We start from the raw sequence: 25761 nt of genomic DNA on the forward strand, positions 1-25761 counted from the left end.
CAGTTTTCGTCCGGCCTGAATCTGACCGGTGGAGGTCAGGCTGGCTAAGGTAAGCAAGCGGGGTCTGGACGGCCTGCAACGCCTGGCATGACGTGATGCATGGCGGGCTCGGCTGCGGACGCCGCAAAGTCGGGTTTTGCTCTGCGCCCGCAGTTCTCGTGTCTCAGATTAGGGCTGAAGCTGCGCAGACCGGACTAGCCTTGTGCAACTCAGCCGCGCTTGTCAGGAGATTGCTGGCCCGATCCGCCCTGGTTCTGCCGGTCCATCATGGTCTGCATCATCCTGTTGCAGTTCCCCATCATCTTCGACATCTCCTGCATCATCGGCATCATGCCGCCCTGCATCATCCCGTCCTGCATCATGCTCTTGTCCGGGGATCCAGGGGGCGTCGTGGCAGGTTCGGCCGAGGCCGCCGCGATCCCGGCAACCAGGCCGGCGCCCAGAAATGCGGCGGTCGCGAACTTCGAAGCCTTGGACATATCTCTCTCCTCTCGTCCGGTGAGTGTGAGTTCAGTCCTGCCCTCGCACTACTCCCGCGCGAAGACCTTCGGGGCACCGTCCCCGATCTCGTAGATCGTGAACGGCTCCGTCTTCTCGCCGTCCATGCCGGGCGAGCCCGCGGGCATGCCGGGCAGCGAGATGCCCTTGATGGCCGGCCGCTCTGCCAGCAGCCGCTTGACCTGCGCCGCCGGCACGTGTCCCTCGACGACGTAGCCGTCGATGAGCAGGGTGTGGCAGCCCTGGAGCGCTTCGGGCACCCCGTGCTCGCGCTTGAGCGCCGCCAGTGTCGGGGTCGCCTTCACGGTGACCGGAATGCCGCTGCGCTGAAGCACCTTGGCGTAGGCGTCGCAGCATTGGCATTGCGGGTTCTTGTAGAGGATTGCGCCGTGCACCTCATGCGCCACGGCCCTCGCCGGCGCGGTGACCGCAAGAAGCAGCGCGAGGACCGTGCGTCGTCTCATCATCTCACGCCCTCCGACTGGGTTGGCTTCACGGAGCCGGAGTGATCGACTGGACCGTGTAGTTGCCCTTGGATCCGGTCAGCGTGAACTGGACCTTCTCGCCCGGCTTGACCTTCGTCAGGTCGACCGACTGCGCCGCCGGGAACTCCATGTGCATCGCGGGCCAGCCGATCGCCGGAATCGGCCCGTGATCGAAGGTGACCTTGCGCTGCCCGGCATTCACCGCCGCGACCGTGCCCGTCGCGCTGGCCGTCTGGCCCTTCGCACTGTCCGAGCCGGCGTTGCCGCTCATGCCCGGCATGTCGCCCATCTTGGCGGGCGGCGCAGCCTGCACCTGCACGGCTCCGGCGAGAAGCAGGGCGGCCGCAGCGGCCAGAGTTCCGGTCCGGCGTGACTGGCCGAGGTTAGGCACCATCATCCCTTTTCTCCTTGCTCCGGCGGCGCGGACCGACTTGCTGGCGCCCGCTCCGGATCCGGGACCTGTGTTGCGACGGCACAGCCACGCGCATGGCCGCCATCCCACAAGACTTCGGGGCCGGCCGGAGAAAGGTTACTTTCCGCGTTCCGTTCCTGGATCGAGCCCTGTCCACCGGCGCAGGCTGACGGTCCTCGACCTCCCGCTCACCTTCGAGCCTCGATGAGGTCGGGACGACACGGCCCGGCGCTGTCCGGCCGCCGCACGATACGCGGACACACGACCTGGCCGCCACGCCAGGCAAGCATGCCGATGATCCTCGACCCGCTCACCCAGAGATACCCGGGCCGGCGACGGCGGTGCGATGTGTCAGGCCCCGAAAGGAGCCGCGACGCGCTCAGGAAGCCGACGACGTAGGCGCCGACCCCGACCTGCCAACTGTAGCCGCGGTTCGAGGACCACGGTGGTCATCGCGGCGGCCATGAGCACCAGCCCGTACCCTGCGCCGCGACCCCGAGCGAAGGGAGCGGGACCGAGGACGGCGCCAACCCCCGATCATGAAGACGAGGGCGTGGTTGACGAGGACCCGCGTTCTCAACCCTGTCGAGCCTCGTGCAGCGGCGTGCGGCCGGTGCAGAGATCCTGGGGCGAGAACGAGAGGGTCTCGTCGGGGGCCCCCTTCGGAGAGGGCACCCCGCGCAGGCGATTGTGGATCGCCGTCGCGGCGATGGCGGCCTGGCCCATCGCGACGCCGATCTGGTCGAGGCTGCGCACCACGTCGCCAGCCGCGAACAGGCCGTCGGTCGAACTCCTCTGGTGCTCGTCCGTGACCACGCAGCCCTTGTCGTCCAGATGCGTGCCGAGGCCGCGCACGAGGTCGGATCGGGCGTCGCTGCCCAGCGCCGAGTAGAGGGCATCGAAGGATCGGTGATCCCCGCCGCGCATGGCCAGGGCACGGATTCGGTCACCGTCGACGACCACGCACGCGACCGGCTCCTCGACCACCCCGATCCCGGCCTCCGCCGCCCTCCGCCGCTCATCCTCCGCCAGGGTCAAAGGGCAGCCGAGCGACAGCAGCGTGACGTCGAAGGTATACGTCCTCAGGAACACGGCCTCGTTCAGGCCTGAGCTTCCATGGCCGATCACCGCGACCCGCTTGCCCAGGACCTCGTAGCCGTCGCAGATCCCGCAATGGCGCACCAGCCCGCGCTGGATCGCGTCCGGCACGTCGGGCAGCGCCGGCTCGCGGTCGACGACCCCGGTCGCGAGCAGGACCGTACGCGCCGCGATCCGCTCCGAACCGACGGCCGCGACAAAGACACCGTCCGGGCGGCGCTCCAGGTGCGTGACGGAGCCGTGGACGATGTGGGCGCCGTACCGGCGCGCCTGCTCCGTCATCCGGCCCAGGAGCGTCCTGCCGTGGATGCCTTCGGGAAAGCCGGCATGGTTGTGCGAGGTCGGGATCAGGGCCGCCCGGCTCCGGCCGGCGTCGATCACCTGAAACCGTCGGCGGAAGCGGGCCAGGTAGATGGCCGCCGTCAGGCCGGCCGGTCCGCCGCCGATGACGAGGCAATCCAAGACGCTCTCCGGCATGGTTCCGGCTCCTCTCCGTCGTCGATGACCAGGGCTGTTCGCGCCGGCCGGGCACCCGTGGGCGACCGCCGCGCGCTCACTCGGCGGGATTGACGAGGCGCGGCCGCACGCGGACCAGGGCCTGATCGGCGCTCGGCGCTCCGATGCCGGTTCGGCTTCGATGCGGAAGGCCACGGGCCTTGACCAGGCCGTAGATGGCCGGGATCACGACGAGCGTCAGCACCGTCGAGGAGACCATGCCGCCGATCATCGGCACCGCGATGCGCTGCATCACCTCGGAGCCCGCGCCCGTGCTCCACAGGATCGGCACCAGGCCGGCCATGATGGCGACCACCGTCATCATCTTGGGCCGCACCCGCTCGACCGCCCCGACCATGATCGCCCGGTAGAGGTCCGCGCGTGTCGCCTCCCGGCCCATGGCGGCAACCTCGGCCCGCTGCTCGTCCCAGGCATGGTCGAGATAGATCAGCATGATCACCCCGGTCTCGGCGGCGACGCCCGCGAGCGCGATGAACCCGACCGCCACGGCGACCGACATGTTGAAGCCCATCCACCACATCAGCCAGACGCCCCCGACCAACGAGAACGGCAGCGAGAGCATGACGATGAACGTCTCGGTGAGCCGCCGGAAGTTGAGGTACAGCAGCAGGAAGATGATCAGCAGCGTCACGGGGACCACGATCTTCAGCCGGGCCTCCGCCCGCTCCAGGTACTCGAACTGGCCGCTCCACTGGATGCTCATGCCCTGCGGCAGCTGGACCTCCTTGTCGACCGCCGCCCGCGCGTCGGCGACGTAGCCGCCGAGGTCGCGCCCCGTGAGGTCGACGAAGATGTAGACCGCGAGCTGGCCGTTCTCGGTCCGGATCGAGGTCGGCCCGCGCGTGAGCTGCACCTTGGCGACCTCGCCGAGCGGCACCGTCCCGCCGTTCGGCAACGGCACCTGCACCTCTCGCGCGATGGATTGCGGGTCCGAGCGGAAGGCGCGCGGGTAGCGCACGTTCACGGTGTAGCGCTCGCGGCCCTCGACCGTGGTGGTGACGCTCTGGCCGCCGAGCGCGGTCGCGATGACGTCCTGCACGTCGCCGACCATCAGGCCGTAGCGCCCGAGCGCCTCGCGGTCCGGCGCGATGTCGAGGAAGTACCCGCCGATGACCCGCTCGGCGTAGGCGCTCGACGTGCCCGGCACGGCCCGGACGACCGCCTCGACCTGACGGGCGACCTTCTCCATCTCGGTGAGGTCCGTGCCGTAGACCTTGATGCCGACCGGCGTACGGATTCCGGTCGAGAGCATGTCGATGCGGGCGCGGATCGGCTGCGTCCAGGCATTCGACACGCCCGGGAACTGCAGGGCCTTGTCCATCTCCGCCTTGAGGCTCGCGAGTGTCATGCCGGGACGCCACTCGGCTTTCGGCTTCAGGGTGATGATGGTCTCGAACATCTCCACCGGGGCCGGGTCGGTGGCGGTGTTGGCGCGCCCGGCCTTGCCGTAGACGGAGGCCACCTCCGGGAAGGACTTGATGATCCGGTCCTGGGTCGCCAGCAGCTCGCCGGCCTGGGTCACCGAGATGCCCGGCAGGGTCGTGGGCATGTACATCAGCGTGCCCTCGTTCAGGTCCGGCATGAACTCAGAGCCGAGCTGGCGGGCCGGCCAGATCGTCAGGCCGAGCGCCACCACGGCCAGCACGATGGTCAGGACCTTGGCCCTGAGCACGCCCTTGATCACCGGGCGATAGACCCAGATCAGGAAGCGGTTCACCGGGTTGCGGTGCTCGGGGATGATCCGCCCGCGCACGAATAACACCATCAGGGCGGGCACCAGCGTCACGGAGAGCAGCGCCGCCGCCGCCATGGAGAAGGTCTTGGTGAAGGCCAATGGCCCGAACAGCCGGCCCTCCTGGTTCTCCAGCGTGAAGATCGGCAGGAAGCTGACCGTGATCACGAGCAGCGAGAAGAACAGCGACGGGCCGACTTCGGCCGCCGCCTCCACCAGGATCTCGACCCGGGGCTTGCCCGGGGGGGAGCGCTCCAGATGCTTGTGGGCGTTCTCGATCATCACGATGGCGGCGTCGATCATGGCGCCGACCGCGATGGCGATGCCGCCGAGCGACATGATGTTGGCGCCGATGCCGAGCAGCCGCATGGCGCCGAGCGCGATGAGGATGCCGACCGGCAGCATCAGGATGGCCACGAGCGCGCTGCGCACGTGCAGCAGGAACACGATGCAGACGAGCGCCACGATGACGCTCTCCTCGACGAGGGTGTGCCTCAAGGTGTCGATGGCCGCGTCGATGAGCTGCGAGCGGTCGTAGACCGGCAGGATCTCGGTGCCGGCCGGCAGGCTCTTGGCGACCTCGGCCAAGCGGGCCTTGACGCCTTCGATGACGTTCAGCGCGTTCGCGCCGAAGCGCTGCAGGATGATGCCGCCGGCGACCTCGCCCTCGCCGTTCATCTCGGTGATGCCGCGCCGCTCGTCAGGCCCGAGCTCGACCCGGGCCACGTCCCGGACCCGCAAGGGCGTGCCGGCGTCGGTCTTCAGCACGATGTTCTCGATGTCGGCGACGCTCTTCACGTAGCCGCGCCCGCGCACCATGAACTCGAACTCGGAGAGCTCGACCGTGCGGCCGCCGACGTCGGCGTTGCTCGACCGGATCGCGTCCCGCAGCTTGCCCAGCGAGATGCCCTGCGCCCGCAGGCGGTTCGGGTCGACGACGACGTTGTACTGCTTGACGAAGCCGCCGACGCCCGCGACCTCGGCCACGCCCTCGGCGCGCGAGGCCCCGAAGCGCACCACCCAGTCCTGGAGCGAGCGGAGCTCGGCGAGCGTCCGCTGCTTGGCTACGATGGCGTACTGGTAGACCCAGCCGACGCCGGTCGCGTCAGGGCCGAGCGTCGGCGTCACGCCGGACGGCAACTTACTCCCGGCCGCGTTGAGGTATTCGAGCACGCGGCTCCGGGCCCAGTACGGGTCGGTGCCATCCTCGAAGATGACGTACACGAACGAGACGCCGAAGAACGAGAAGCCGCGCACCACCTTCGACTTCGGCACCGTCAGCATGGCGGTGGTCAGCGGATAGGTGACCTGATCCTCCACCACTTGCGGGGCTTGGCCCGGGTACTCGGTGTAGACGATGGTCTGCACGTCCGAGAGATCCGGGATGGCGTCGAGGGGCAGCGTGCGCACGGCGTAGAGGCCCGCCGCCACCGCGAACACGGTGCCGATCAGGACCAGGACGAGGTTGCGGGCCGACCAGCCAATCAGGCGGGCGATCATTGCGGCTTCTCCTCGCCCTGCGCTTGCGGAGCCGGCGGCGTCGGGGCCGCCATGCTCTGCAGCGCCGCCTTCAGGTTGCTCTCGGCGTCGATCAGGAAGTTGGCCGCGGTCACGACCTGCTCGCCGGCCTGCACGCCGTCGCGGATCTCGGTGTAGCGCTCGTCGCGCGCACCGACCTTGACCTCGCGCGGCTCGAACCGGCCCTCGCCCTTGTCGACGAGCACGACCTGGCGCGCACCCGTGTCGAGGACGGCGTCGTTCGGGACCGCGACGACGGGCTTCGTCGCCCCGGTCCCGATCTCGACGTCGGCGTACATGTCGGGCAACAGCACCCCGTCCGGGTTCGACAACTCGATCCGCACGCGCGTGGTGCGGGTCTGCGCGTTCACCTGCGGGTAGATCAGCGCGACCTTGCCGGTGAACATGCGTCCCGGCAGCGAGCGCACGCTCACCGTGACGGGCTGGCCGACCTTGACGCTGCCGAGGTCGTACTCGGGTACATCGGCCAGGACCCACATCACCGAGATGTCGCCGATTCGGAACAGGGTGTCGCCGGCCGCGGCCTTCATGCCCTCGATGGCCGTTCGTTGCAGGATCACGCCATCGCGCGGCGACGACCAGGTGATGGCCATCGGCACCTTCCGGGTGCGCTCCATCTCGGCGATGACCTCGGCCGGCACGTTGAGGTTCTGCAGGCGCCGGCGCGAGCCGTCGAAGCCCGGGTTGGCGATGAGCTGGGCGGCGGCGGCGTTGATCTCGGGCGAGTAGACGTCGACCAGGGGCTGACCCTTGCGCACCCGGTCTCCGGTGGTGACGTTCTCGACGTGGTCGACATAGGCGTCGGAACGGGTGGCCACGATGGTGACGCGCCGCTCGTCCAACGTCACGGTGCCCGGCACCCGTACGGGTCGGCTGATGACGCGGCGCTCGACCGGCTCCGAGCGGACGCCGGTGCGCTGGACCTTGCCGGGCGAGATCTTGACGGTGTTGCCGTCCTCGGCCTCGCCCGGGTAGACGGGAATGTAGTCCATCCCCATCGAGTCCTTCTTCGGCACCGGCGAGGTGTCCGGCAGCCCCATCGGGTTGCGGTAGTAGAGGACCTTCCTGGCCCCGTTCTCCGCCATGCCGGGCATGCCCCCGGCCGGCTCCGCCGGCTTTGGCTCGAAGCCGACATCCTCGCCGATCCGGACGGGCCGGTAGTCCCGCCCATCGGGGGTCTTGGCCGGCGCCAGCGCGTAGGCGGCCTTTCCGTCGGGATCGCGGTAGTACAGGATGGGTGCATCCACCGCCGGACCCGCCCCGTCCCTGACGAGCAGGCCCGAGACCGGAGCCGGGACCCAGGCTGGCAGGGGCCAGTCGGCCTCGCCGGCCGTCAGTCCGACCAGCACCGCGCCGACGAGCGCGATCGGCACGAGCGTGAGGCCGGCGATCCGGGCCGCGAGGCGCGAGGGACCGCCCCGGCGTCCTTGGGCCTCGGAGAGCGGGAAAGGCGTCCTCTGGTCCATCACGGTACCACCTTGAGCGCGAGCTGGTTCTGCACGGTGCCGGTCTGGCCCTGCACCTTGGCGGCCAGCGAGAGCTGCCAATCGCCCGCCATCGTGAGGTTGGTCTTGAATCGGTACAGGCCGGGCTCGGTCGCGGGCTGCGGCTCCAGCTCCGTCGTCATGGTCGGCATGCCGGCCGGCGCCATGTCGAGGCGGTGCGCGAAGACGATTGCGTCCGGGACCGGCTTGGCCGTCGTCTTGTGCCCCAGGCGCACCGTCAGCACGGCCTCGCCCTGCTTGGCTTGGCCCCCGACGAGATCGAAGGCGTAATCCTTGAGTGCGGCCGGTGTACCCGCTGCCTCGGACTTCGTGCCCCGGTGCGGCAGCCAACCGGCAAGAGCGGCCGGAACGTGGTCGTAGATCGCACTTGGGACCACCCAGGTCCCGCGTCCGAAGCCGTAGCCGAGGGCGACCGCGGCCACGAGGGTCATGGCAAACAGGGCGGTGCCCATGATCCATCTTGCTCGGCCGCTGCCACCTGGTGAGGTCTCGAACTCCTCGAAGTCATGGAAGGGCGTGTTCTGATGCATCATTGCACTGCCTGCAGGACGAGCCTGCGCTGGACCGGATCTGGAAGGCCGGGGATCTTGGCGGCGAGCGTGAGCGCCCAGGCGCCACCCATCGAGAGGTCGGTCTCGAAGCGGTAGTAGCCGGGCAGCGTATCGGCCTGGAGTTCCAGGGGAGCCGCCATCTGGCCCATCCCGTCAGGCGACATGTCGATCCGGCTGATGAACAAGACCGCGTTCGGAACCACCTTGCCGGTCTGCTCGTCGACGAGACGGACCAGGATGGTCGTGCCGTAACCTTGCTTCACCTCACGCTCGACGAGCTCGAAGGCATAATGGTCCGAAGAGTTGCGACTGGAGGACGACGCGATGGCGACGCTGGCGCCTATGAGGAGCAGCACCAGCACGAGCACGCGCCACGACGGGAGGTGCCGCCGCACGAGAGCGGCCTGGGCGAAAGCGCGGGCCGATGAAGGCATACGAGGAAGAGTGCTCAAAATTCAGGACCGCCTGTGGTGGCGCCGAGGTTCTGCTGGATGGGCCGGCGCTCCGGGGACTTCGCATTTCCGCGGGTGCGGCTCCGCAGGTCCCGCCCGTGTCCGTCGTGGATGATCGGGGCGCGGTCGCAGGGGCCCGCGAGGCTTCCCGTCGTCTCAGCGGTATGCCGTTCTTGGACGGCAGCCTCGACCTGCCGAAGGGCGGCTTGGCCACCTCGCAGCTCCCAACCGGGTGCCGCCCGTGCGAGGTCGGCAAAGGTCGGTGTTGCGGGAGTGATGCCGCCATGGTGCTGCACGATCTGGTCCGCCAAACTTTGATGGATGCGCCGTCTGTGTGGCGGCTTTGATCATAAGTTCGGGGCGGAAAATTATTCCGTTACATCAGGGATGGCCGGATGCTTCACTGCCTACGGGCAGGACGGGAACGAACATCCGCACGCGACGCCTGTCCTCCTCGTAGCGCCGTGCGACTCGACGAGGAGGCGCTTCTCCTCACGCCCCACCGGGCCGGAACAGAGCCGGACGATCAACGGCGGCATCGGAATGGTCGGCCGAAAGGTGCGTCCGCGAAGGCTCGTTGGCTGGGTTTGCCCAAGCGGGACGAGGATGCCGAAACACGGCCCCGTGAACAGCTTCCTCTGGTTCGCCGTGGTGCTCATCTTCAAGAGCAGCTACGAGCGAAGGATGTATTCCTGGATCGCCGCCTTGATCCACCACATGGCGTAGGTTGCCAGGCGGGATCTTATGTCAGGGTCGAAGCGCCCGACCGTCTGCATCAATCCGACTTCGTCCTCGGACACGACTTCGCCGGCCGGCAGGCCGAAGCCGTGAGAGCCCATGGCGGTCATGGCCACGAGGCGAAGGTGCGACGTCACAAGCCGATGGGCGGCCTCGCGGTCACCCTGGTCGCGTCAGAGCTTGGCGGGGAAGAACTCCTCCGCCGGCTCCGGCATCGGAAACCGATGGATCCCGCTACGGTAGCGGGACGGGGCGGGATCCGGAACTCAGGCGCGATGGACCTGCCGGTGTTCTGCAGGATGAAAACACCGATGTCCCTTCCGAAAGAAGCGGCATCGGTGGGAGCTGGATTGATGCCGGCCGTGGCGGTCCGGTGGAGCCTGCAGCCCGACCGGACTCGGACCGCCCCGTCAGAACCGCCCCGTCGCGTCAGAAGTTCGCTCGGGCCCGCGCTGGCCGATGGGTCACCGGGCGCTGGGGTGTAGCGCTGATCGATCCGGTTGTGAGGCCGGCATCGCGTGTTTCCAGATTACGCGACGCCGTCTGGTGCGCCTGAGGCAAGAAACGGAGCGGAACGTTGTCCATCCAGCCTGCGGAGGCGTAACCAGGCAGTCCACTAACCATGGCAATGCCGACGAAAATGGGAATGAGTTTGTTCTTCATGGCGGGACTCGTTTCTTTACCTGGAAGTTTGCTGCTTCCGTCTATGACTTCGGATGCCTCGTGGAGGCCGTTACAGAGTGCCCGAAATTTTTATGCGGCATGGCAGGCGTGGCAGGAGCCGTCGAATTTACCCCCAGCGGGGAACGCTCTTCCGCCCGACGGAAGGATGCGCACGCCGCGGCAGGCCTCAATCTTCGGTTCGGGTCGAAGAGAACAGGTAGAACCCGTCACGGCTGAGCGACTTCCGGGCCGATGCCGCGTCAAAGCCTGTCGGCATGAAGCCTTGCTTGCCGAGGGTACCCCGGAACCGCCACGCCCCACCGATGAGGAAGCCCGGGATCGAGAGGCTTGTCGAAACTGCGCAGAACAGATCTTGGGCGAACCGACATTCGAAGATCACATAGGTTCGCGTCTTCGTCTGAGCCCGAGCGCCCTCGGTGAACGTCGCGACACCGTCTCCAGGTCTGGCGCAGCCGTCTCGTGCAGCCTGGTTTCGGCGACCGATGCGCCTCCCCCGCGCAGGGCCCATACCCATCGAAGCCGCCCTGCTCATGTGCGATCAGGTCCAACCCGTCTCTGACGGGGGTGGATTAGCGCCGCGTGTCCCTCGCCGGCCTGGAGCGCGATCCGCAGCCGTGGCACCCGCACCGACCCGAGAGGCGAGCCGCCGCAACGGGAGCCGCGAGCCACCTGCGACATCGCTTCCATGGTGCTGAGTTCGAGGGCAGCGGACGCTTCGTTACAACGTGGATAACCGGGGTGACACCCGCTGAACGCCAGCACACCTGATCAGGGTCGGCGCCCCTGAAGCATCCGGCGGTGTAGGGGCGCCTTCCCGCCTGGACCGCCGCGCCGGCTCCCAACCCTGCGGCCCTGCACGTCGAACCGATTGACCAGCCTATGCGCGCCCTTCCGGTGCCCGCGGTGGCCTGTTATGCCGGTCTGGATGTCCTGGCTGCGGTCCCGTTCCGTTTGCGCGTGGTTCCTGACCCTCGCCCTCGTGGCGGGGTTCGCGCTGCATGGCGTGCAGGCCGCGCACATGAAGGCCTCCATGCCGGTGGCGGCGATGCAGGCATCGATGCCCGACGGTTGCGATGGATGCGACGAGGGAGGGAAAGCCTTCGCGGCCTGCTCTCTGCTGTGCGCCGGTTTTATCGCCATCGCCCCGGCGGCGGTCGGCCCCCAGATCATCGGGGCCTCGTTCGCGTACGTACTCGCAGATGTCGAGGGCGTGAGCCTGCAGGCGCCGCCTGATCCGTTTCCGCCCAAGAGCCCCGTCCTGAGTTAGGCGCGCAGTCCAGCTGGCGCGCCCGTAGCCGCGCTTCTGGCGATTGGCCTTGCGCGGTCTTGCGCCGAGGTCCCGCGCTGAGGACGCCGGCCCTTACGACAATCCAGGACGAGATCGATGTTATTCCACCGTGACCCGGCCCATGGCCGACCGTCTTCGGCGCACGGTCGTGCACGAAGACTTACCGTTCGCGCTCCGGCACATGACCAAGCGCTTTGGGCGACAGCCCGCGTTGTAAGCCGCCGTGACTTGGCCGCACCGACACCATGCCGGCGTGGAATTGTAACCATTGGCGCGTGCCTCCCGAACTTGGTTGGGAGTGCCCGATGATTGCCAGTGAACTTGAGCTGAGAGGCCTGATGAGGGCCGGCCTGGACGGTGACGCGGGCGCGTACCGGACCCTGCTGGATCGGCTCAGCCGGCACCTACGGGCCTATTACAGGGGCAAGCTGGCGCGCATCGGACGGAGCCAAACGGAGGCGGAGGACCTCGTGCAGGACACGCTTATGGCGATCCATACGCGCCGGCATACCTATTTTCAAGCGACAACCGGAACTGACCCCTTCGCGTCACGAGGATCTGACCCCCATGCCGGTTTCCTCGCCTAGACGGGCGTGGGGTTGGGGACGATAGCGGCCCTCTGTAGAAGTCCGCTGCGACGCTTCTCGCGCAGGCGGTAGCTGTCACCGCGGATGGTGACGACGTGGCTATGGTGCAGCAGCCGGTCGAGGATGGCGGTGGCCACCACCGCGTCCCCGAACACGCTGCCCCACTCGCCCACCGCCCGGTTCGAGGTCACCAGCATCGCGCCGCGCTCGTAGCGGCGACTGACGAGCTGGAAGAACAGGTGCGCGGCATCCGGCTCGAACGGCAGGTAGCCGAGCTCATCGATGATCAGCAGCTTCGGCTTGGCATAGTGCGTCAGCCGCTCCTCCAGCCGCCCCTCGGCGTGCGCCTTGGCCAACTGCGCCACGAGCGTCGTGGCTGGGGTGAACAACACGCCGTAGCCGGCCACGATCGCCGCACGCCCGATCGCCACCGCCAGATGCGTCTTGCCCACCCCGGGTGGTCCGAGGAGCAGCACCGCCTCACCGTTGGCGATGAAGCGGCCGGTGGCGATCTCGCGGATCTGCGCCTTGTCCAACGAGGGCTGTGCGCCGAAGTCGAAGCCGGTCAGGTCGCGCACGAACGGGAAGCGGGCCAGCCCGAAGGCCATGTCGATGCGCCGCTGATCGCGCCGGGCGATCTCCCGCTCGCAGAACAGCGTCAGCGCCTCGCGGATCGTCAGTTCGCCCCGGCCGGCCTCGTCGATCAGGCTGTCGAGTTGGTCACGCATGGCCGTCAGCTTCAGGCGGTCGAGCAGTACGGTGAGGTGATCGTGTTCCTCGCTCATCAGAAGCCTCCCCCGGCGACAGCCTCGTACTCGGCGAGCGGACGCAGCAGTTCCGGCGTCGCCACGAGAGGAGGCGGGTCGCGCCGATGAGCCGGTCGCTCACGGCTACCCACGAGCCCGGCCAGATGAGCGTCGTCGACCGCACGGCCGTGACGTCCCTTCAGTTCGGCATGCGCGGCGACCTCCCGTCCGCCGTGGTGGACGCGCACCACCGCTCCGCTCACGGTGACCCGCACCCGCTCACCGATCAGCCGCCAGGGTACCGAGTAAGCGTTGCCGTCGACCGCAACCGCGCAGTCCGCTCCGACCCGGCGCACGAGATCGCGCGCGGCGGAAAACGGCGGCACGCCCGCGAGCGGCCGTAGCGCCCGAGCCTCGTCGCGGGCGAACCGCTCGCCCGGCGCCTCGCCGGTCGTGCCGTGCACGCGCCGGTCGGCGACGTCCCGCGTCCAGGCATCGAGATGCGCCTCCAGGGCTGCGAAGCTCGCGAAGCGGCGGCCGGCCACGGCATTGTTCTTGACGTAGCCGACGCCGCGCTCGTCCTTGCCCTTCGTGCGCGCCCGGTACGGGGCGCAGGCCCGCACCCGGAAGCCCCAGTGGCGGGAGAAGGCGTGCAGGCGCGGGTGCAGGACGACCTCGCGGCTCACAGGGTCGTGGTGCAAGACCAGGGCGCGAGCGTTGTCGAGCAACACCTCGTGTGGCACGCCGCCGAAAGCCCGGAAAGCGCTCTCCAGCCCGGCGAACCAGTCCTCCTGCCGTTCGTGGCCGAAGGCACGCACGTGCAGGCGGCGCGAGTAGCCGAGCGTCGCTACGAACAGGGAGACCCGAGTCGGCACGCCGCCGATCTCGACGCGCCGTTCGCCAAAGTCGATTTGCATCTGCTCGCCCGGCCGCGTCTCGAACCGCACGCTCGCCCGCGCGGCGATCACCAGATCCCGCCGCAACGGCGCGACCGCCCGCTCCACCGTGCGCAGGCTGACGTGGATGCCCTTCTCGGTCGCCAGATCCTGGCGCACGACGTCGGCGTTGCCCGCATGCTGCCGGAAGCGTTCGACCAGCCAGTCCGCCAAGCCGTCGAGCTGCTTCGAGCGCGAGGGCGTCGCGCAGGGGCGCCAATCCCCCCGTCGCAGCCACTGCTTCACCGTGTTCTTCGAACAGCCAAGCTCGGCTGCGATCCGCTTCGCGCCCCAGCCGAGCGCCTGCAGCCGCATCATCGCCGACACGTCGTCCGGCGTCTTCATCTCGGCCCTCCACGGATCGTCCATCCGCGTCAGAGCCTGAGCCTCGTTCCTGATCATCTCGACCTCCTCGCTCATCGAGGGGGTCAGATCCTCATGGCGTCAGGGGGTCAGTTTGCCGTGTCGCCTGACACCTATGACACGGGCGAGCCGTTCACGCCGTGGGTGCAGGCCATCGCGCGCTACAAGCTGATCGATCACCTGCGCCGCAACCGCTTCTCCATGACCGACGTGCCTATCGAGGACGCGGGTGACTTCGAGGCACAGGACGACCATGTCGGTGCCGAGAGCGCGCACGACCTCGACCGCCTCTTGGCGGGCCTTCCGGAGAAGATGCGCCGGGTGATCCGCTTCGTGAAGCTCGATGGGATGAGCGTCGCGGAGGCGGCCAAGCGTTGCGGCATGTCGGAGTCCGCCATCAAGGTCAGCGTGCATCGCGGCATCAAGGCCATGGCAGCGGCCGTCAGTCAGGGTAAGGCAAGATGAGGACGGACGATCTGATCGAGATGCTGAGCACGGACAGCGGGCCGATCGACCGCCGCCGGCTCACGCGGGGCGTTGGCCTCGCCGCTGCGCTCGGTGCGGGCGCAGCACTTTGTATCGCGCTCCTGGCGCTCGGCATTCGCCCGGACCTCGCCTCGCCCGGCGTGCTGGGCTTTCTCCTGCTGAAGCTCGTCTTCAGCGCCGGCATCGTCGTCCTCGCCGCCCGCCTCCTCGCCAAGGTTGCCCGGCCGGGCGGCGAGGCCCGGGCCCCTGTGCTCGCGGCGCTATTGCCCTTCGGCGCCATCATGGCGCTCGCGGCCCTAAGCCTCGCCTCGGCTCCGAGCGCACATTGGGACCATATGCTGGTCGGTCACATGTGGCTGGAGTGCCTCGTCTCGATCCCGATCATCGCCGTGGTGCCGTTCGCAGTTCTGGTCTGGGCCGTCCGCAGGTTCGCCGCCCCGACCGACTTGGTCCGCACCGGCGCGCTCGTCGGCCTCGTCGCAGGCGGCATCAGCGCGATGGGCTACGCCCTTCACTGCATGGACGACTCCGTCCCCTTCGTGGCGCTCTGGTACGGCGGCACCATCGCGTCCTGCACGCTCGCCGGCGCGTTGCTTGGACCACGCTTGCTCCGCTGGTGATCGGCACCCGGCATAAGAGCATGCACTTCAGGGCTTGATGAACCTGATGGGCACCGATTGAGGGTGAAGCGTCGCGTCAGTGCGAGCGCCTCTTATGCCGCCCATGTCGGCCACAAGGCTCAGTCGAGGGTTCCGGCCGGAACTCCTCGGCGATGATCAGGTAGCCTTCGTCCAGGCAGGACGGCTCACCATGCGGATGCACGTCAGCATCTTCAGCGAGGCATTCCAGGGCACGTAGCAGGTGATCGGCCGTATCGAATTCCCGCTCAGAGCACGCCTGCCTAAGCAGGGCGACAAGCTTGGTCTCAAGGGACGATCTACGCGCCGGGTTGCGGGGCATGTTTCCCTCCCGGTTGGTTGGCGAGGGCTGGCCGCTCGGCATGGAACAGCCTGATCGCCGCAACGGCAAGCACAAACTCGATTGCAACGAATAGCAGCAGCGCGGTGCCGAAGCCGACGCGAAGCACCTCACTGAACACGAGACTGCCGAGCCCGAAGCCGAGGAACAACGTGAACACGTTGAGGCCCATCGCCTGTCCCGGTCGAGGGCCACCGAGGGCAGTGACGATACCCGCGAACAGCGGCTGCGTCGTGTCGTACCCGAGCGAGAGCACCGTCACGGCCACGACCGCGACGGCGAGGGGCACGTTGGGGATCAAGGCAGCGGCCCCGATGGCGCTGAGGGCGAGACCGAACGGCAGGAGCCGACCACGGCCATGCCGGTCGGCCATTCGGCCGATCATAGGGCCGAACAGGAAGCCGGGAAGGCCGTAACCGACCAGCGCCAGTCCAATGCCGACCGACCCGAGGCCGTGGCGCCGCTCGAAGTAGAGTCCGAGCCACGTGAAGACCCCGGAGTGGAACATCGAGTTCGCCAGCACGAAGCCGTAGGTGCGTGCGCCGCGCGGCGTCCCGAGCAAGGTTCCGTAGCCTCGAAGCAGCGCACCGAGACCTCCTCCAGCCGCCGGAGCGGCACCGCTGAGTAGGCGGCGACGAGGTAGCAGGACGAGGAGGACAGTCAGCCCAGCAAGCCCCACCGCCAGGAAGAGGCCACGCCAGCCGATGAAGGGCTCAAGCACGGCTCCGAAGGTCGAGCCGAAAGCCATGCCGCCCGCCATCGCTCCGAACAGCCAGCCGAGAGGTCGGCCGCGACGCTCGTATGGGAACAGCTTGCCGACGAGGGTGAGAGCCAACGGCACGACGCCGGCGGCCCCAAGGCCGGCCGCCACGCGCCAGAGCGCGAGCTCTTCCACCGAACGCGCCGTAGCTGTTGCGACGGTAAGGATGGCGAAAGCCAGGAGCGAACCAGCCATGATGCGCCAGAGCCCGTAGCGGTCAGCCAGCAGGCCATAGGCCAGCGTGGCGACCCCGTAGGGCACGAGGTACGCCGGAACGATCAGACCGGCATCCTGAGGCGATACCCCGAACGCTGCCGCCAGCGTCGGGATGATCGGGGCGACCATGAATGCCTGAAAAAAGATCACGAAGGTGGCGGCCGAGAGCACCCGGAGTAGGCGTTCCCGTTCGATGTCCTGCCGATCCTGCGGCATCACGGCCATCATCACCCCTGCCGAGAGTTCATCGTGCCGGGTCTTCAAGCGCGGCCATGATCGTGCAATCTGTCAGTCCACCTCTGCCGGGGCAGACCGAGACCACAGTCTTCAGGGCGGCCCGGACGCGCTGAAGATCAGCGATCTTCCGATCCACCTCCTCGATCTTCTGCGTTGCCTGACGGCGCACGTCAGCGCAGTCGGCGGCCGGATCGGCACGCAGAGACAGAAGCTCCTGCACCTCGCGCAGGGAGAAGCCGATCTGCTGCGCCTGCCGGATGAAGCGGACGCGGGTGACCATCTCGGCCGGGTAGACGCGATATCCCTCACCCTTCGGCGGTTGCTGGATCAAGCCCCGGCGCTCGTAGAAGCGGATCGTCTCAACGCTCACGCCTGCTTCGGCGGCGGCCTTCCCGATGGTCAGATGCTGCATGCTCATGTCCGGACCTCTATACCCTCCGTACCATGGTACGGGGTCAATAGGGTCGGTGAGGGAAGACGGCAGCGGTCCTGAAGCCTCGCGGCGCACCCTAAAGTGAGTTCGTGAACGGGATGGCCGAGACCTGATCGTCCTCCGACCTGAAGTCAGCCCTTCGCCAGGAGGTTAGAACATCGCAGGCCGCCTGCGAGGGCGACGGCCGATTTTGATGTCACACCGATGGTGGTCAGCATCAACCCATCAGCAGGATTAAGCGGGAGGAAGTACCAAAGGCCACTTCGATCAACCTTGGTCGAACGCTGATGCCCGCTTAGCTGATTTTCCGACCGAGTGCACTCGCGAGCGAGAGGTACACCCCCTCGCCGGCTTGGCCCCCCACGGCGTCAGAGGTCCCGGGTGGGACGAGCCGGCCTGTCGGCGGAAGGACGCCGGGGCATCCCGGTGATCGACCCGGTCGTCGAGCCGACCTCCACCGATTCGACAGGACGGGGCGGCGTCCGGTGCGTCTGGGGTACGAAGCGGGACGGGACGTTGTCCATCCGCCCCGCGAAGGCGTAACCTGGCAGTGAGGCAAGCATTGCAATGCCGGCGACGACGGGAACGATCTTGGTTCTCATGACGGAACTCGATTGTTACTCGGAAGCTCGCTGCTCCTTTCCTTGAGTCCGCAAATCCCGCGCTCACCGTTACAGCGCCACGCGAATTCTTTTTGGTGCCGCGGCCGGCGCCACCATACCCCGTCATCTTCGCCGGCCGGCTGGGTACGCTCCCGGCTTGTTCGCTACCATCGAAGCAGGCGCGGTCCCAGCAGCGCACCCGCCAGCGTGCACAGCGCGATGGTCCCCCCGTACCAGACGGCGACGAACGGCACGGTGTCGTCCATGCAGTGCAGGGAATAGCCGAGCGCGCTGATCGCACCCGAGGCGAGGCCGACCAGGGCCCCGGCCCGCACGAGGTCCGTCGGTGCCCCGAACCGTCGGACAGCCCAGGTGACAACGGCGAACGGCACGACGGCGATCAGGGGGATCGAGACGAGGCATTCGAGCCAGGTGTGGCCCGAGATCAGGCCATGCCAGTGCTCGCGCGGGGTCATCGCCAGGCTCGCCCCCGCGAGCGCCGCGACCGCGACGAACGGCAGGGCGGATCACCGGCTTTACGGGCGTGCATCCGACTTTATGGGTGGTCCGACAACGCCCCTGCGGCAGCGACGCGTCCCACCCCACCTTCTCCGACATGAAGAACAAGGTCAGGTCGTTGAGAACGTAGGACTGTCCCGAGGTCGGCTCTGGCCGCGTCTCGGCCCGCCGACGCCCGAGGCGACCGCGTCTGCGGGATCAGCCAGGACCTAGAGCGCTTCCTCCCCGCCGCCCTCGTCGCCGGCGCCGACGTCAGGCTCGACCTCGCGCAGGCGACCCCTATGCAGGTGGCCCGCGCGATCCGGGCCGTGACCGGCGAGGATCCCGGCCCGATGTCGCCGCTCCACGGCTTCGGCCACTACGAATACTTCGCCACCCTGCGCACGAACTCGACCACGGCCGCGTGCCACGCCCGGCTCTCGGCGGCTCAACGCACTCTCGCTTTGACGTTGACCCGGATCTGCCCGAGGCGCCGCTGCTGTACATCGGGCAGCTATGTGCTAGCGAGGCGCATCAATGAATAGTAATTTCATCCTAGTGCGAGAGGATTGGATAGCGCTACACATGCGCTACATCCAGCATCGGGTCGAAAAGGCTTCGACGCGAAGGCCGTCCGCACGATTCTCCGCATCCGCAAGCAGGATCACAGCGAGCGCCAGGAGCAGGAGGCGATCCTCGAGCTCTACATGCAGGCCCTCGGCATGGCGTAGTCGGACCAGGCGGCACCGCACGCCCACCCGTCCGCGCCATCCTCTGCCTGAGGGCCTGCAGCCCAGCGGAGGTCTCGACGGAGCAGACCAGGGAGCGCCGTGCTCCCTGGAGCTCGCCTTCGAAGCCCGCGGACGCGGACGTCTCGGGACGAGGGGGTTGGGTTGGACAGCGTTCCGTGCGCTCCGCCCCGCTGGCCGAACGGTGCGACGCTCAGTGCGCCTCCGCGGCGGCCGACACGGCAGGACTGTCGAGGCCGAGGGTGCGGCCGGGATATCCGGCGGCATCGAAGTAACGGATCTCGCCCACCGTCTGGTAGGCGAGCGCCGTCACGTGGCCGGCGGCGTCCGGCTCCGAGCGCAGCTCCGCCCGGGCGAAGGTCGGCGTGCTGCCATTGGCCAACGCCTCGGTCAGGACACGGCCGACCAGCCGGCCCTTGCCGGGAATCGTGAGGCCCAGGAGCTGGGCGATGGTCTTGCCGAGGTCAGCATTGCTCGCCGGCACCGCGCTCGCGAGGCCCGCCCGGAAGCTCGGCCCTGCCGCGCCCATGACGTTGCGGGTATCGGCGCGGGAGAAGCTGCCGTGCATGCCCTGCCCCTGCTGCAGCCCGGTATCGGAGACCTCGACCCCGCAGGTGGTCGGATCGGCGCAGCCGGTCGAGAAGCTCCGGAAATTGACCACGATGGCCGGCATCGGCGTCAGCGCCGACCCGTCGAGGGCGATCGCCGAGAGGGGCAGCGTTCCCGGGATCGGGCCGAGGGTCGCGCTGACGAACAGGCCGCTCACGTAGTCCTGACGCGCCAGGGCGTCGACCACGCGGCGCACCAGCGCCCGGTCGCCGTTCGGCAGGTAAACGAGATCCGAGCCGCCATTGGCCGCGACCACCACCTCGGGCTTGGCCGGATCCGCGCCGATCAGGCCGTTGGCCCGGCTCGGAAAGGCGTCGGCGGCGAGCCTGATGCCCCTGGCATCCGGATCGAACAGGCCGAGCCCGAGATCATGCGCGAGATCGATGGCGAGGAAGCCCGGCGGAAGCTGGCCCTTCGGCACGCCTTTATAGGCCTGCGAAGCGGCGAAGCTGGTCCCGCTCTCCTTGGAGATGGTGGAGAAGCCGTGATCGGAGGTGACGATCACATCCGTGGTCTCCGCCAGACCGAGCGCCTTCAGTGCGCCGAGCAGCGCGGCCAGGTTGGCATCCGCGTTGCGGATCGCCGCGAGGCTCGTCGGTCCGTTGATCCCCGGGACGAGCCGGCCGAGACTGTCGCCCTGATTGTGCTGCGTCCCGTCGGGATCACGCGACCAGTAGACGAGCACGAAGGGTTTTCCGCGGGCTTTGAACAGCGGCAGGACCGCCTTCGTCGCCACATCGGTGAAGTAGCCCTGCTGCTCGACATTGGCGGCGAGCGTCCCGGGCGAATCGGCGGTTCCGGCCAGGCCGTTGGCGCCCCGCGTCGGCGCCTGCAGCGGAAGCCCGGCCGCGTCCAGGCGCGTGCGCAGGTCGTCGCTCAGCGGGATGCCGCTTGGCCGGCCCGTGCTGTCGTCGATCAGGATGCTGTCCTGTCCGGAGCGCGCCGTGTGGTCGAAGACCAGGGATGGGCCGAGCTTGCCGATGCTGGCTGTGGAGAGCCCCTGGGCGTGAGCCGCCCGCAGGATCGTCTCCTCGTTGAGGTAGTTGCCGGCGAAATGCGCGTCGACGTCGCCGAGGACGGGGTCGCTCTCCAGAAACGGCGTGAGGCTCTCTCCGGCCCCGGGGACCGGGAAGGCCGTGTAGATCGTGTTCCCGAATTGGCCGGTGTCGCCGAGCATGTGGCCGGTCGCCATCGCGGTGGCGTTCGGCATCGTGAAAGTCGGGAACAGGGAGTGCGTGTTGGTGAACCGCACCCCGGCCTTCATCAGGCCATCCATCGCCGGCGCGTTCACGGCGTTCACCAGGCCGTCGCGGAGCCCGTCCGCGATGAACAGGACGACATTCCGAGGCTGCGGCTGAGCCTGAGCCGCGCCGAGGATCGACAGACCGACAAGACAGGACACAAAGAAACGCCGCATACCGAATCTCCACGTGATCCGGTCTGCGGCGTGAGCCTGAACGATGACGGGCGCGTGACAAATCCTAGGGACGTTGTCCCAAGGATCTCGGTGCTGGCTCCTCCTCCCGCCGGGAGGAGGACCGGCCTCAGGCCGCGCGCTTGGCCCGGTTCAGGAGCTTGCGGTTCACCAGAATCTCGGCGATCTGCACCGCGTTGAGGGCCGCGCCCTTGCGCAGGTTGTCCGAGACACACCAGAGGTTCAGGCCGTTCTCCACGGTCGCGTCCTCGCGGATGCGCGAGATGTAGGTCGCATCCTCGCCGGCCGCCTCGTGGGGCGTCATGTAGCCGCCGTTCTCGCGCTTATCGATCACCAGGACGCCGGGGGCGGCGCGCAGGATCTCGGTGGCCTTCTCGGCCGAGAGCGGCCGCTCGAACTCGATGTTGACCGCTTCCGCGTGCCCGATGAAGACCGGAACGCGGACGGCGGTCGCCGTCAGCTTGATCTTCGGGTCGAGCATCTTCTTGGTCTCGGCGACCATCTTCCACTCTTCCTTCGTGTAGCCATCCTCCATGAACACGTCGATGTGGGGGATGACGTTGAAGGCGATCCGCTTCGTGAACTTGCCGCCCTGCTTGATCTCGCCGGCGGTGAAGACGGCGCGGGTCTGGTTGAACAGCTCGTCCATCGCCTCCTTGCCGGCGCCGGAGACCGACTGGTAGGTCGAGACCACGACGCGCTTGATCGTTGCCGCCTCGTGGAGGGGCTTGAGCGCGACGACCAGCTGCGCGGTCGAGCAGTTCGGGTTGGCGATGATGTTGCGCTTGGTGAAGCCCACCACCGCGTCGGCATTCACCTCGGGCACGATCAGCGGCACGTCGGCGTCGTAGCGGAAGGCCGACGAGTTATCGATGACCACGCAACCCTGCTGGCCGATGCGGGGCGACCATTCCTTCGACGCCTCGCCGCCGGCCGACATCAGGCAGATATCGGTGTCGGTGAAGTCGTAGGTGTCGAGCGTTTTGACCTTGAGCGTCTTGTCGCCGTAGGAGACTTCCTGCCCCTGGCTGCGGCGCGAGGCCAGCGCCACGACCTCGTCGGCGGGAAAGGCCCGCTCGGCCAGGATATCGAGCATCTCGCGGCCCACGTTGCCCGTGGCGCCGACGACGGCGACCTTGTAACCCATCTCTTGTCTCCGCGCGGAAAACCCCGACCGATCCGGGTGCCGCGCTCCTGCCAGCAAAATCGGCCGAAGGATCGTTCGTGCCGGACGCGCCCGCAAAACGGGCGCGGCCGCAGACCCCGTCCTCAGCGGAGGTGGGGGCGACGGCCGCGCCGAGCAAGGCGCGCAAGTGCCCATGCTGTCAAGGCCGACGACCGCGCAACGCCTGATTCACCCTGCGCGGAGGAATCCGGTGACGGACCTGGGCCGGGAACGGGCATGCAGTCCTGCCGTGCGAGGCTGACCGCCCAATCCCGCGTCCCGCCTTCGGTACGGAGCACGATGCTGATCGGAACAGCGCCTCTCGTCGATCGAGTCGGACTCCGCCCGCCCGCGGCACGCGCAGGCTGGTCACCGGGATCCCTCGGCCTGCGTCTCGCGCTGGCATCGGCCGCGATCGCCCTGGTGTGCGTGTTCGCCCGGTTGCCCGGCCCCCTCCCCGGGATCCAGCGCGCACCGGACCTCCAGACCGCCTTCGTGCCCTCCGTCCGGGCTTCGCCGGCGCCGCCGGCGATCGCGCCCGCCCGGTTCGGCCTCGCCGAGTCTGGGCCCGATCCTGTGCGGGTCGCCGCCCGGGTTGATCCGCGGACGGGCCTGCGCGAGGACACGCTGATGCGCGGCGATGTGGCTGCGATCGAGGCGCCTGCGCTGCGGATCGTCCTCACGCGCGGAACGCTCGCCGGACCGCCGCCGTCGCTGTTCGTCCTGATGGCTCGGCGGGCCGCCAACGGCCCGGCCCTCGACCGCCCTGCCCTAGCGGTCGCGCGGACCGGAGCCCGCGGCCAGATCCGGACCCGGTTCGGCGCGGTCGAGACATTGGAGATGACCTTCGCCGGACCGACGCAGCGGACCTGCACGGGTTTCGTCACCCGGGAGACGGGGTTTCAGCTCGATGGATGGCTCTGCGCCCCCCTCGGCCATCCTCCGGAACCGCAGGCCGTGGCCTGCCTGCTGGATGCGCTGAGCCTCGTCGATCTCGCGGATCCCGACACGACGGCGGCCTTCGCTGCCGTGCCCGACCCCGCGAGCGCCTGCCCGGCGACAGCCGGCGCGGAACCTTCGAGCCGGACCGGATCGTTAATCCGACGGCCGCAAAATAAAAAATGAGGCCACAGTGTGGCAAATCGCACAAGCTCAGCCATAAGGGCGGAACAACAGCCTCGCCCAAGCGTCTTCTTGTCAAAGGCGGCGAACTGTTAAGCTTCGGTCGCCATACTGATGGCACTCATACACAAGGTTGGCCATGCGCTCGCTCAAGATCGCCCTTCTCGGCGTTGTCGCCGCCACCGGCCTCGGCGTTCTGGCCTCCGCGCCGGCTGAGGCGCAGGATGGTTTCGTTTCCGGCCCGATCTACCGGGTCAGCCGTCCGCTCCCGATCCGGGTGCGCCCGCGCAGCTGGCTGGATGCCGGCAATGTGCCGCTCACCTCGAACGTCCCGGGTGCAGGCGGTTCGCGCAATCCGGCGCTGAACCCCTACCTGATCGCAGCGTCGAACCAGCTGACCCCGCCCTACGGCCCGACCGACCGCTTCGGCCGCGGGATCCTGCCGGACCCGATCACCAACGGACCGTTCATCGGCGCCCGTTCGAGCGCGATCCGCAACGTCGATCTCTCCTTCGTCGATCGCCTGGATCCGACCTCGCCGCTCTACGGCCGCCCCTACTGAGCGGCTCCCACAAACAGCGTGAACGTCGCGAAGCGCGGGTCCTCGGGCCCGCGTTTTTCGTTTGGCATCCATCCCGGGCACACCTTCACCGGCGCCGGATATCCTGTATGCCAAGTGCCGCGGGAGCAGGTCCGCTGCCGAGGCCGGGAACAGTGCCATGAAGCCGTTCGACTGGGTGACCGGGTATCCGTCCCTGCGCATGCCGATGTTCGGGCGCAACTGTGTCGCCACCTCGCACGCGCTGGCGGCACAGGCCGGCATCCAGATGCTCCAGGCCGGCGGGAACGCGGTCGATGCCGCGATCGCCACGGCGGCCGCCAAGACCGTGACCGAGCCGTGCAGCAACGGCCTCGGCTCCGACGCCTTCTGCATCCTGTGGGACGGGAAGGCGCTGCACGGCCTCAACGCCTCGGGCGGGGCTCCGGCCGCTTGGAGCCCGGACTACTTCCTGCGGAAATACGGTCCGGCGGATCGGACGCCGATGCGCGGCTGGGATTCGGTCACCGTACCGGGGGCGGTGGGCGCCTGGGTCGCGCTCAGCGAGCGCTTCGGCCGCCTCCCCTTCGCCGATCTGATGCAGCCGGCGATCCGCATCGCTGAGCGCGGCTATCTCGCGCCGGTCGTCGTGCAGCAGAAATGGGCGGCCGCCGCCGGGATCGAGGCGATCACCCGCCAGCCGGGCTTCGCGGAGTTCTTTCTGCCGCGCGGCCGAGCGCCGGATGTCGGCGAGCTGGTGACCTTTCCCGGCGCCGAGCGGACCCTGCGGCTGATCGGCGAGACCAAGGGCGAGGCCTTCTACCGGGGCGAGATCGCCGAGGCGATCGCCGCGCACGCGCGGGCCCACGGCGGCGCCATGACGGCCGCCGACCTCGCGGCGTACCGCCCCGAATGGGTGACGCCGACCGCCAAGGATTACCACGGCTACACGCTGCACGAGATCCCGCCGAACGGCCAGGGCATCGCGGCACAGATCGCGCTCGGCATCCTGGAGCAGTTCGACCTCGGCAGCCTGCCAGTGGACGGACCGGAGGCGCAGCACCTCCAGATCGAGGCGATGAAGCTCGCCTTCAGCGACACCTACCGGTACGTCGCCGACCCGCGCGGGATGGAGGTGACGCCCGATGCCATGCTGGACCGCGCCTATCTGGCGGAGCGCGCCAAGCTGATCGACCGGAACCGCGCCCAGGTCTTCGGCCCCGGCAAGCCGCCCGCGGGCGGCACGATCTACCTCACCGCCGCGGATGAATCCGGGATGATGGTGAGCTTCATCCAGTCGAACTTCATGGGCTTCGGCTCGGGCGTCGTCGTTCCGGGCTGGGGGATCTCCCTACAGAACCGCGGCTACGGCTTCGTGCTCGATCCTGCGAGCCCGAACGTGGTGGCGCCGGGCAAGCGCCCGTTCCACACCATCATCCCGGGCTTTCTCACCCGGGACGGCGCGCCGGTGATGAGCTTCGGCGTGATGGGCGGCAACATGCAGCCGCAGGGCCATGTCCAGACCCTGGTGCGGATGATCGACCACGGCCAGAATCCGCAGGCGGCCTGCGACGCGCCGCGGTGGCGGGTGAACGAGGGTCTCGACATCAACGTCGAGGCGGCGATGCCGCGGGCGACCCTGGACCGCCTGAAGGCCCTCGGCCACCGGCTCGAAGTAATCGAGGACAGCTACCAGGATTTCGGCGCCGGCCAGTTCATCTGGCGGATGGGCGATCCGGCGGTCGAAGGCTACGTGGCGGCGAGCGACCCGCGCCGCGACGGGCAGGCCGCCGTGTGGTGAGGC

The 25761-nt window shown here is 68.5% G+C and carries 20 protein-coding genes and 5 pseudogenes; 8 read left to right on the plus strand and 17 right to left on the minus strand.

Annotated elements, in window-relative coordinates:
• Positions 1-209: 209 nt before the first annotated feature.
• The 10 genes and pseudogenes from ABC766_RS10260 to ABC766_RS10305 form a co-directional block, all read right to left on the minus strand.
• The gene (locus tag ABC766_RS10260; RefSeq protein WP_345822127.1) at positions 210-479 is read right to left on the minus strand and encodes a hypothetical protein; all 270 of its coding nucleotides are present in this window, start codon (positions 477-479) and stop codon (positions 210-212) included.
• A gap of 48 nt (positions 480-527) precedes the next feature.
• On the minus strand, positions 528-965 hold the full coding sequence (locus ABC766_RS10265) for a DUF411 domain-containing protein (protein WP_345822128.1): 438 nt from the start codon (positions 963-965) through the stop codon (positions 528-530).
• 25 nt (positions 966-990) lie between these two features.
• The gene (locus tag ABC766_RS10270) at positions 991-1380 is read right to left on the minus strand and encodes a copper-binding protein (protein ID WP_345822129.1); all 390 of its coding nucleotides are present in this window, start codon (positions 1378-1380) and stop codon (positions 991-993) included.
• A 591-nt stretch (positions 1381-1971) separates the two neighbouring features.
• Positions 1972-2970, minus strand: coding sequence for an NAD(P)/FAD-dependent oxidoreductase (locus tag ABC766_RS10275; protein WP_345822130.1), 999 nt, complete (start codon positions 2968-2970; stop codon positions 1972-1974).
• Positions 2971-3046: 76 nt separating this feature from the next.
• Complete coding sequence (locus ABC766_RS10280) at positions 3047-6241, minus strand: CusA/CzcA family heavy metal efflux RND transporter (protein ID WP_345822131.1); 3195 nt, start codon at positions 6239-6241, stop codon at positions 3047-3049.
• On the minus strand, positions 6238-7746 hold the full coding sequence (locus ABC766_RS10285; protein WP_345822132.1) for an efflux RND transporter periplasmic adaptor subunit: 1509 nt from the start codon (positions 7744-7746) through the stop codon (positions 6238-6240). Before ABC766_RS10285 ends, ABC766_RS10280 begins: the two co-directional genes overlap by 4 nt.
• Positions 7746-8318: a FixH family protein gene (locus ABC766_RS10290; protein WP_345822133.1), complete on the minus strand. Its 573-nt coding sequence runs from the start codon at positions 8316-8318 to the stop codon at positions 7746-7748. Before ABC766_RS10290 ends, ABC766_RS10285 begins: the two co-directional genes overlap by 1 nt.
• The gene (locus ABC766_RS10295) at positions 8315-8770 is read right to left on the minus strand and encodes a FixH family protein (protein ID WP_345822134.1); all 456 of its coding nucleotides are present in this window, start codon (positions 8768-8770) and stop codon (positions 8315-8317) included. Before ABC766_RS10295 ends, ABC766_RS10290 begins: the two co-directional genes overlap by 4 nt.
• Positions 8771-9462: 692 nt before the next feature.
• A pseudogene (locus tag ABC766_RS10300) lies at positions 9463-9741 on the minus strand (sigma factor); the annotation flags it as partial.
• 214 nt (positions 9742-9955) lie between these two features.
• Positions 9956-10189, minus strand: coding sequence for a hypothetical protein (locus ABC766_RS10305; protein ID WP_345822135.1), 234 nt, complete (start codon positions 10187-10189; stop codon positions 9956-9958).
• A gap of 934 nt (positions 10190-11123) precedes the next feature.
• Between ABC766_RS10305 and ABC766_RS10310 the strand changes: the two genes are divergently transcribed.
• Entirely contained in the window at positions 11124-11477 is a 354-nt protein-coding gene (locus tag ABC766_RS10310) for a hypothetical protein (RefSeq protein ID WP_345822136.1), read from the plus strand.
• A gap of 326 nt (positions 11478-11803) precedes the next feature.
• Positions 11804-12013: pseudogene (locus ABC766_RS10315) on the plus strand (sigma-70 family RNA polymerase sigma factor); the annotation flags it as partial.
• 68 nt (positions 12014-12081) lie between these two features.
• Here the strand turns inward: ABC766_RS10315 and istB are convergent.
• Together istB and istA are read right to left on the minus strand one after the other, a co-directional pair.
• Positions 12082-12870 (minus strand): IS21-like element helper ATPase IstB, encoded by a 789-nt coding sequence (gene istB / locus ABC766_RS10320; protein ID WP_127991182.1) that lies wholly within the window; start codon positions 12868-12870, stop codon positions 12082-12084.
• The gene (gene istA / locus ABC766_RS10325; protein WP_427902312.1) at positions 12870-14168 is read right to left on the minus strand and encodes an IS21 family transposase; all 1299 of its coding nucleotides are present in this window, start codon (positions 14166-14168) and stop codon (positions 12870-12872) included. The genes istB and istA overlap by 1 nt, the downstream gene beginning before the upstream one ends.
• A gap of 72 nt (positions 14169-14240) precedes the next feature.
• Here istA and ABC766_RS10330 point away from each other — a divergent pair.
• Positions 14241-14594, plus strand: a pseudogene (locus tag ABC766_RS10330) (sigma-70 family RNA polymerase sigma factor); the annotation flags it as partial.
• Complete coding sequence (locus tag ABC766_RS10335; RefSeq protein ID WP_345822137.1) at positions 14591-15235, plus strand: DUF1109 domain-containing protein; 645 nt, start codon at positions 14591-14593, stop codon at positions 15233-15235. The pseudogene ABC766_RS10330 and the gene ABC766_RS10335, both read left to right, overlap by 4 nt.
• Before the next feature lie 317 nt (positions 15236-15552).
• On the opposite strand, the gene ABC766_RS10340 is transcribed toward ABC766_RS10335, so the two are convergent.
• The 3 genes and pseudogenes from ABC766_RS10340 to ABC766_RS10350 form a co-directional block, all read right to left on the minus strand.
• Positions 15553-16833 carry an MFS transporter gene (locus ABC766_RS10340; RefSeq protein ID WP_345822138.1) on the minus strand — a complete coding sequence of 427 codons (1281 nt, stop codon included), beginning with the start codon at positions 16831-16833 and terminating at the stop codon, positions 15553-15555.
• Positions 16814-17218, minus strand: a complete 405-nt coding sequence (locus tag ABC766_RS10345; RefSeq protein WP_345822139.1) for a MerR family transcriptional regulator — start codon at positions 17216-17218, stop codon at positions 16814-16816. Before ABC766_RS10345 ends, ABC766_RS10340 begins: the two co-directional genes overlap by 20 nt.
• Positions 17219-18005: 787 nt before the next feature.
• A pseudogene (locus ABC766_RS10350) lies at positions 18006-18368 on the minus strand (DUF1109 domain-containing protein); the annotation flags it as partial.
• Positions 18369-18950: 582 nt separating this feature from the next.
• On the opposite strand from ABC766_RS10350, the pseudogene ABC766_RS10355 reads away from it, so the two are divergent.
• Positions 18951-19070: pseudogene (locus ABC766_RS10355) on the plus strand (GapR family DNA-binding domain-containing protein); the annotation flags it as partial.
• A gap of 211 nt (positions 19071-19281) precedes the next feature.
• Here the strand turns inward: ABC766_RS10355 and ABC766_RS10360 are convergent.
• Positions 19282-21114 carry an alkaline phosphatase family protein gene (locus tag ABC766_RS10360; RefSeq protein WP_345822140.1) on the minus strand — a complete coding sequence of 611 codons (1833 nt, stop codon included), beginning with the start codon at positions 21112-21114 and terminating at the stop codon, positions 19282-19284.
• Between the two features lie 127 nt (positions 21115-21241).
• Positions 21242-22279: an aspartate-semialdehyde dehydrogenase gene (locus tag ABC766_RS10365; protein ID WP_043380306.1), complete on the minus strand. Its 1038-nt coding sequence runs from the start codon at positions 22277-22279 to the stop codon at positions 21242-21244.
• Positions 22280-22597: 318 nt separating this feature from the next.
• Here ABC766_RS10365 and ABC766_RS10370 point away from each other — a divergent pair, with 318 nt between their 5' ends.
• From ABC766_RS10370 to ABC766_RS10380, 3 genes are all read left to right on the plus strand, one after another.
• Positions 22598-23422 carry a hypothetical protein gene (locus ABC766_RS10370; RefSeq protein ID WP_345822141.1) on the plus strand — a complete coding sequence of 275 codons (825 nt, stop codon included), beginning with the start codon at positions 22598-22600 and terminating at the stop codon, positions 23420-23422.
• A gap of 136 nt (positions 23423-23558) precedes the next feature.
• Positions 23559-23981 carry a hypothetical protein gene (locus ABC766_RS10375; RefSeq protein ID WP_043350497.1) on the plus strand — a complete coding sequence of 141 codons (423 nt, stop codon included), beginning with the start codon at positions 23559-23561 and terminating at the stop codon, positions 23979-23981.
• A gap of 157 nt (positions 23982-24138) precedes the next feature.
• Positions 24139-25758 carry a gamma-glutamyltransferase family protein gene (locus ABC766_RS10380; protein WP_345822142.1) on the plus strand — a complete coding sequence of 540 codons (1620 nt, stop codon included), beginning with the start codon at positions 24139-24141 and terminating at the stop codon, positions 25756-25758.
• Positions 25759-25761: the final 3 nt, after the last annotated feature.

The sequence above is a fragment of the Methylobacterium fujisawaense genome (assembly GCF_039619325.1).
Classification (GTDB): domain Bacteria; phylum Pseudomonadota; class Alphaproteobacteria; order Rhizobiales; family Beijerinckiaceae; genus Methylobacterium; species Methylobacterium fujisawaense.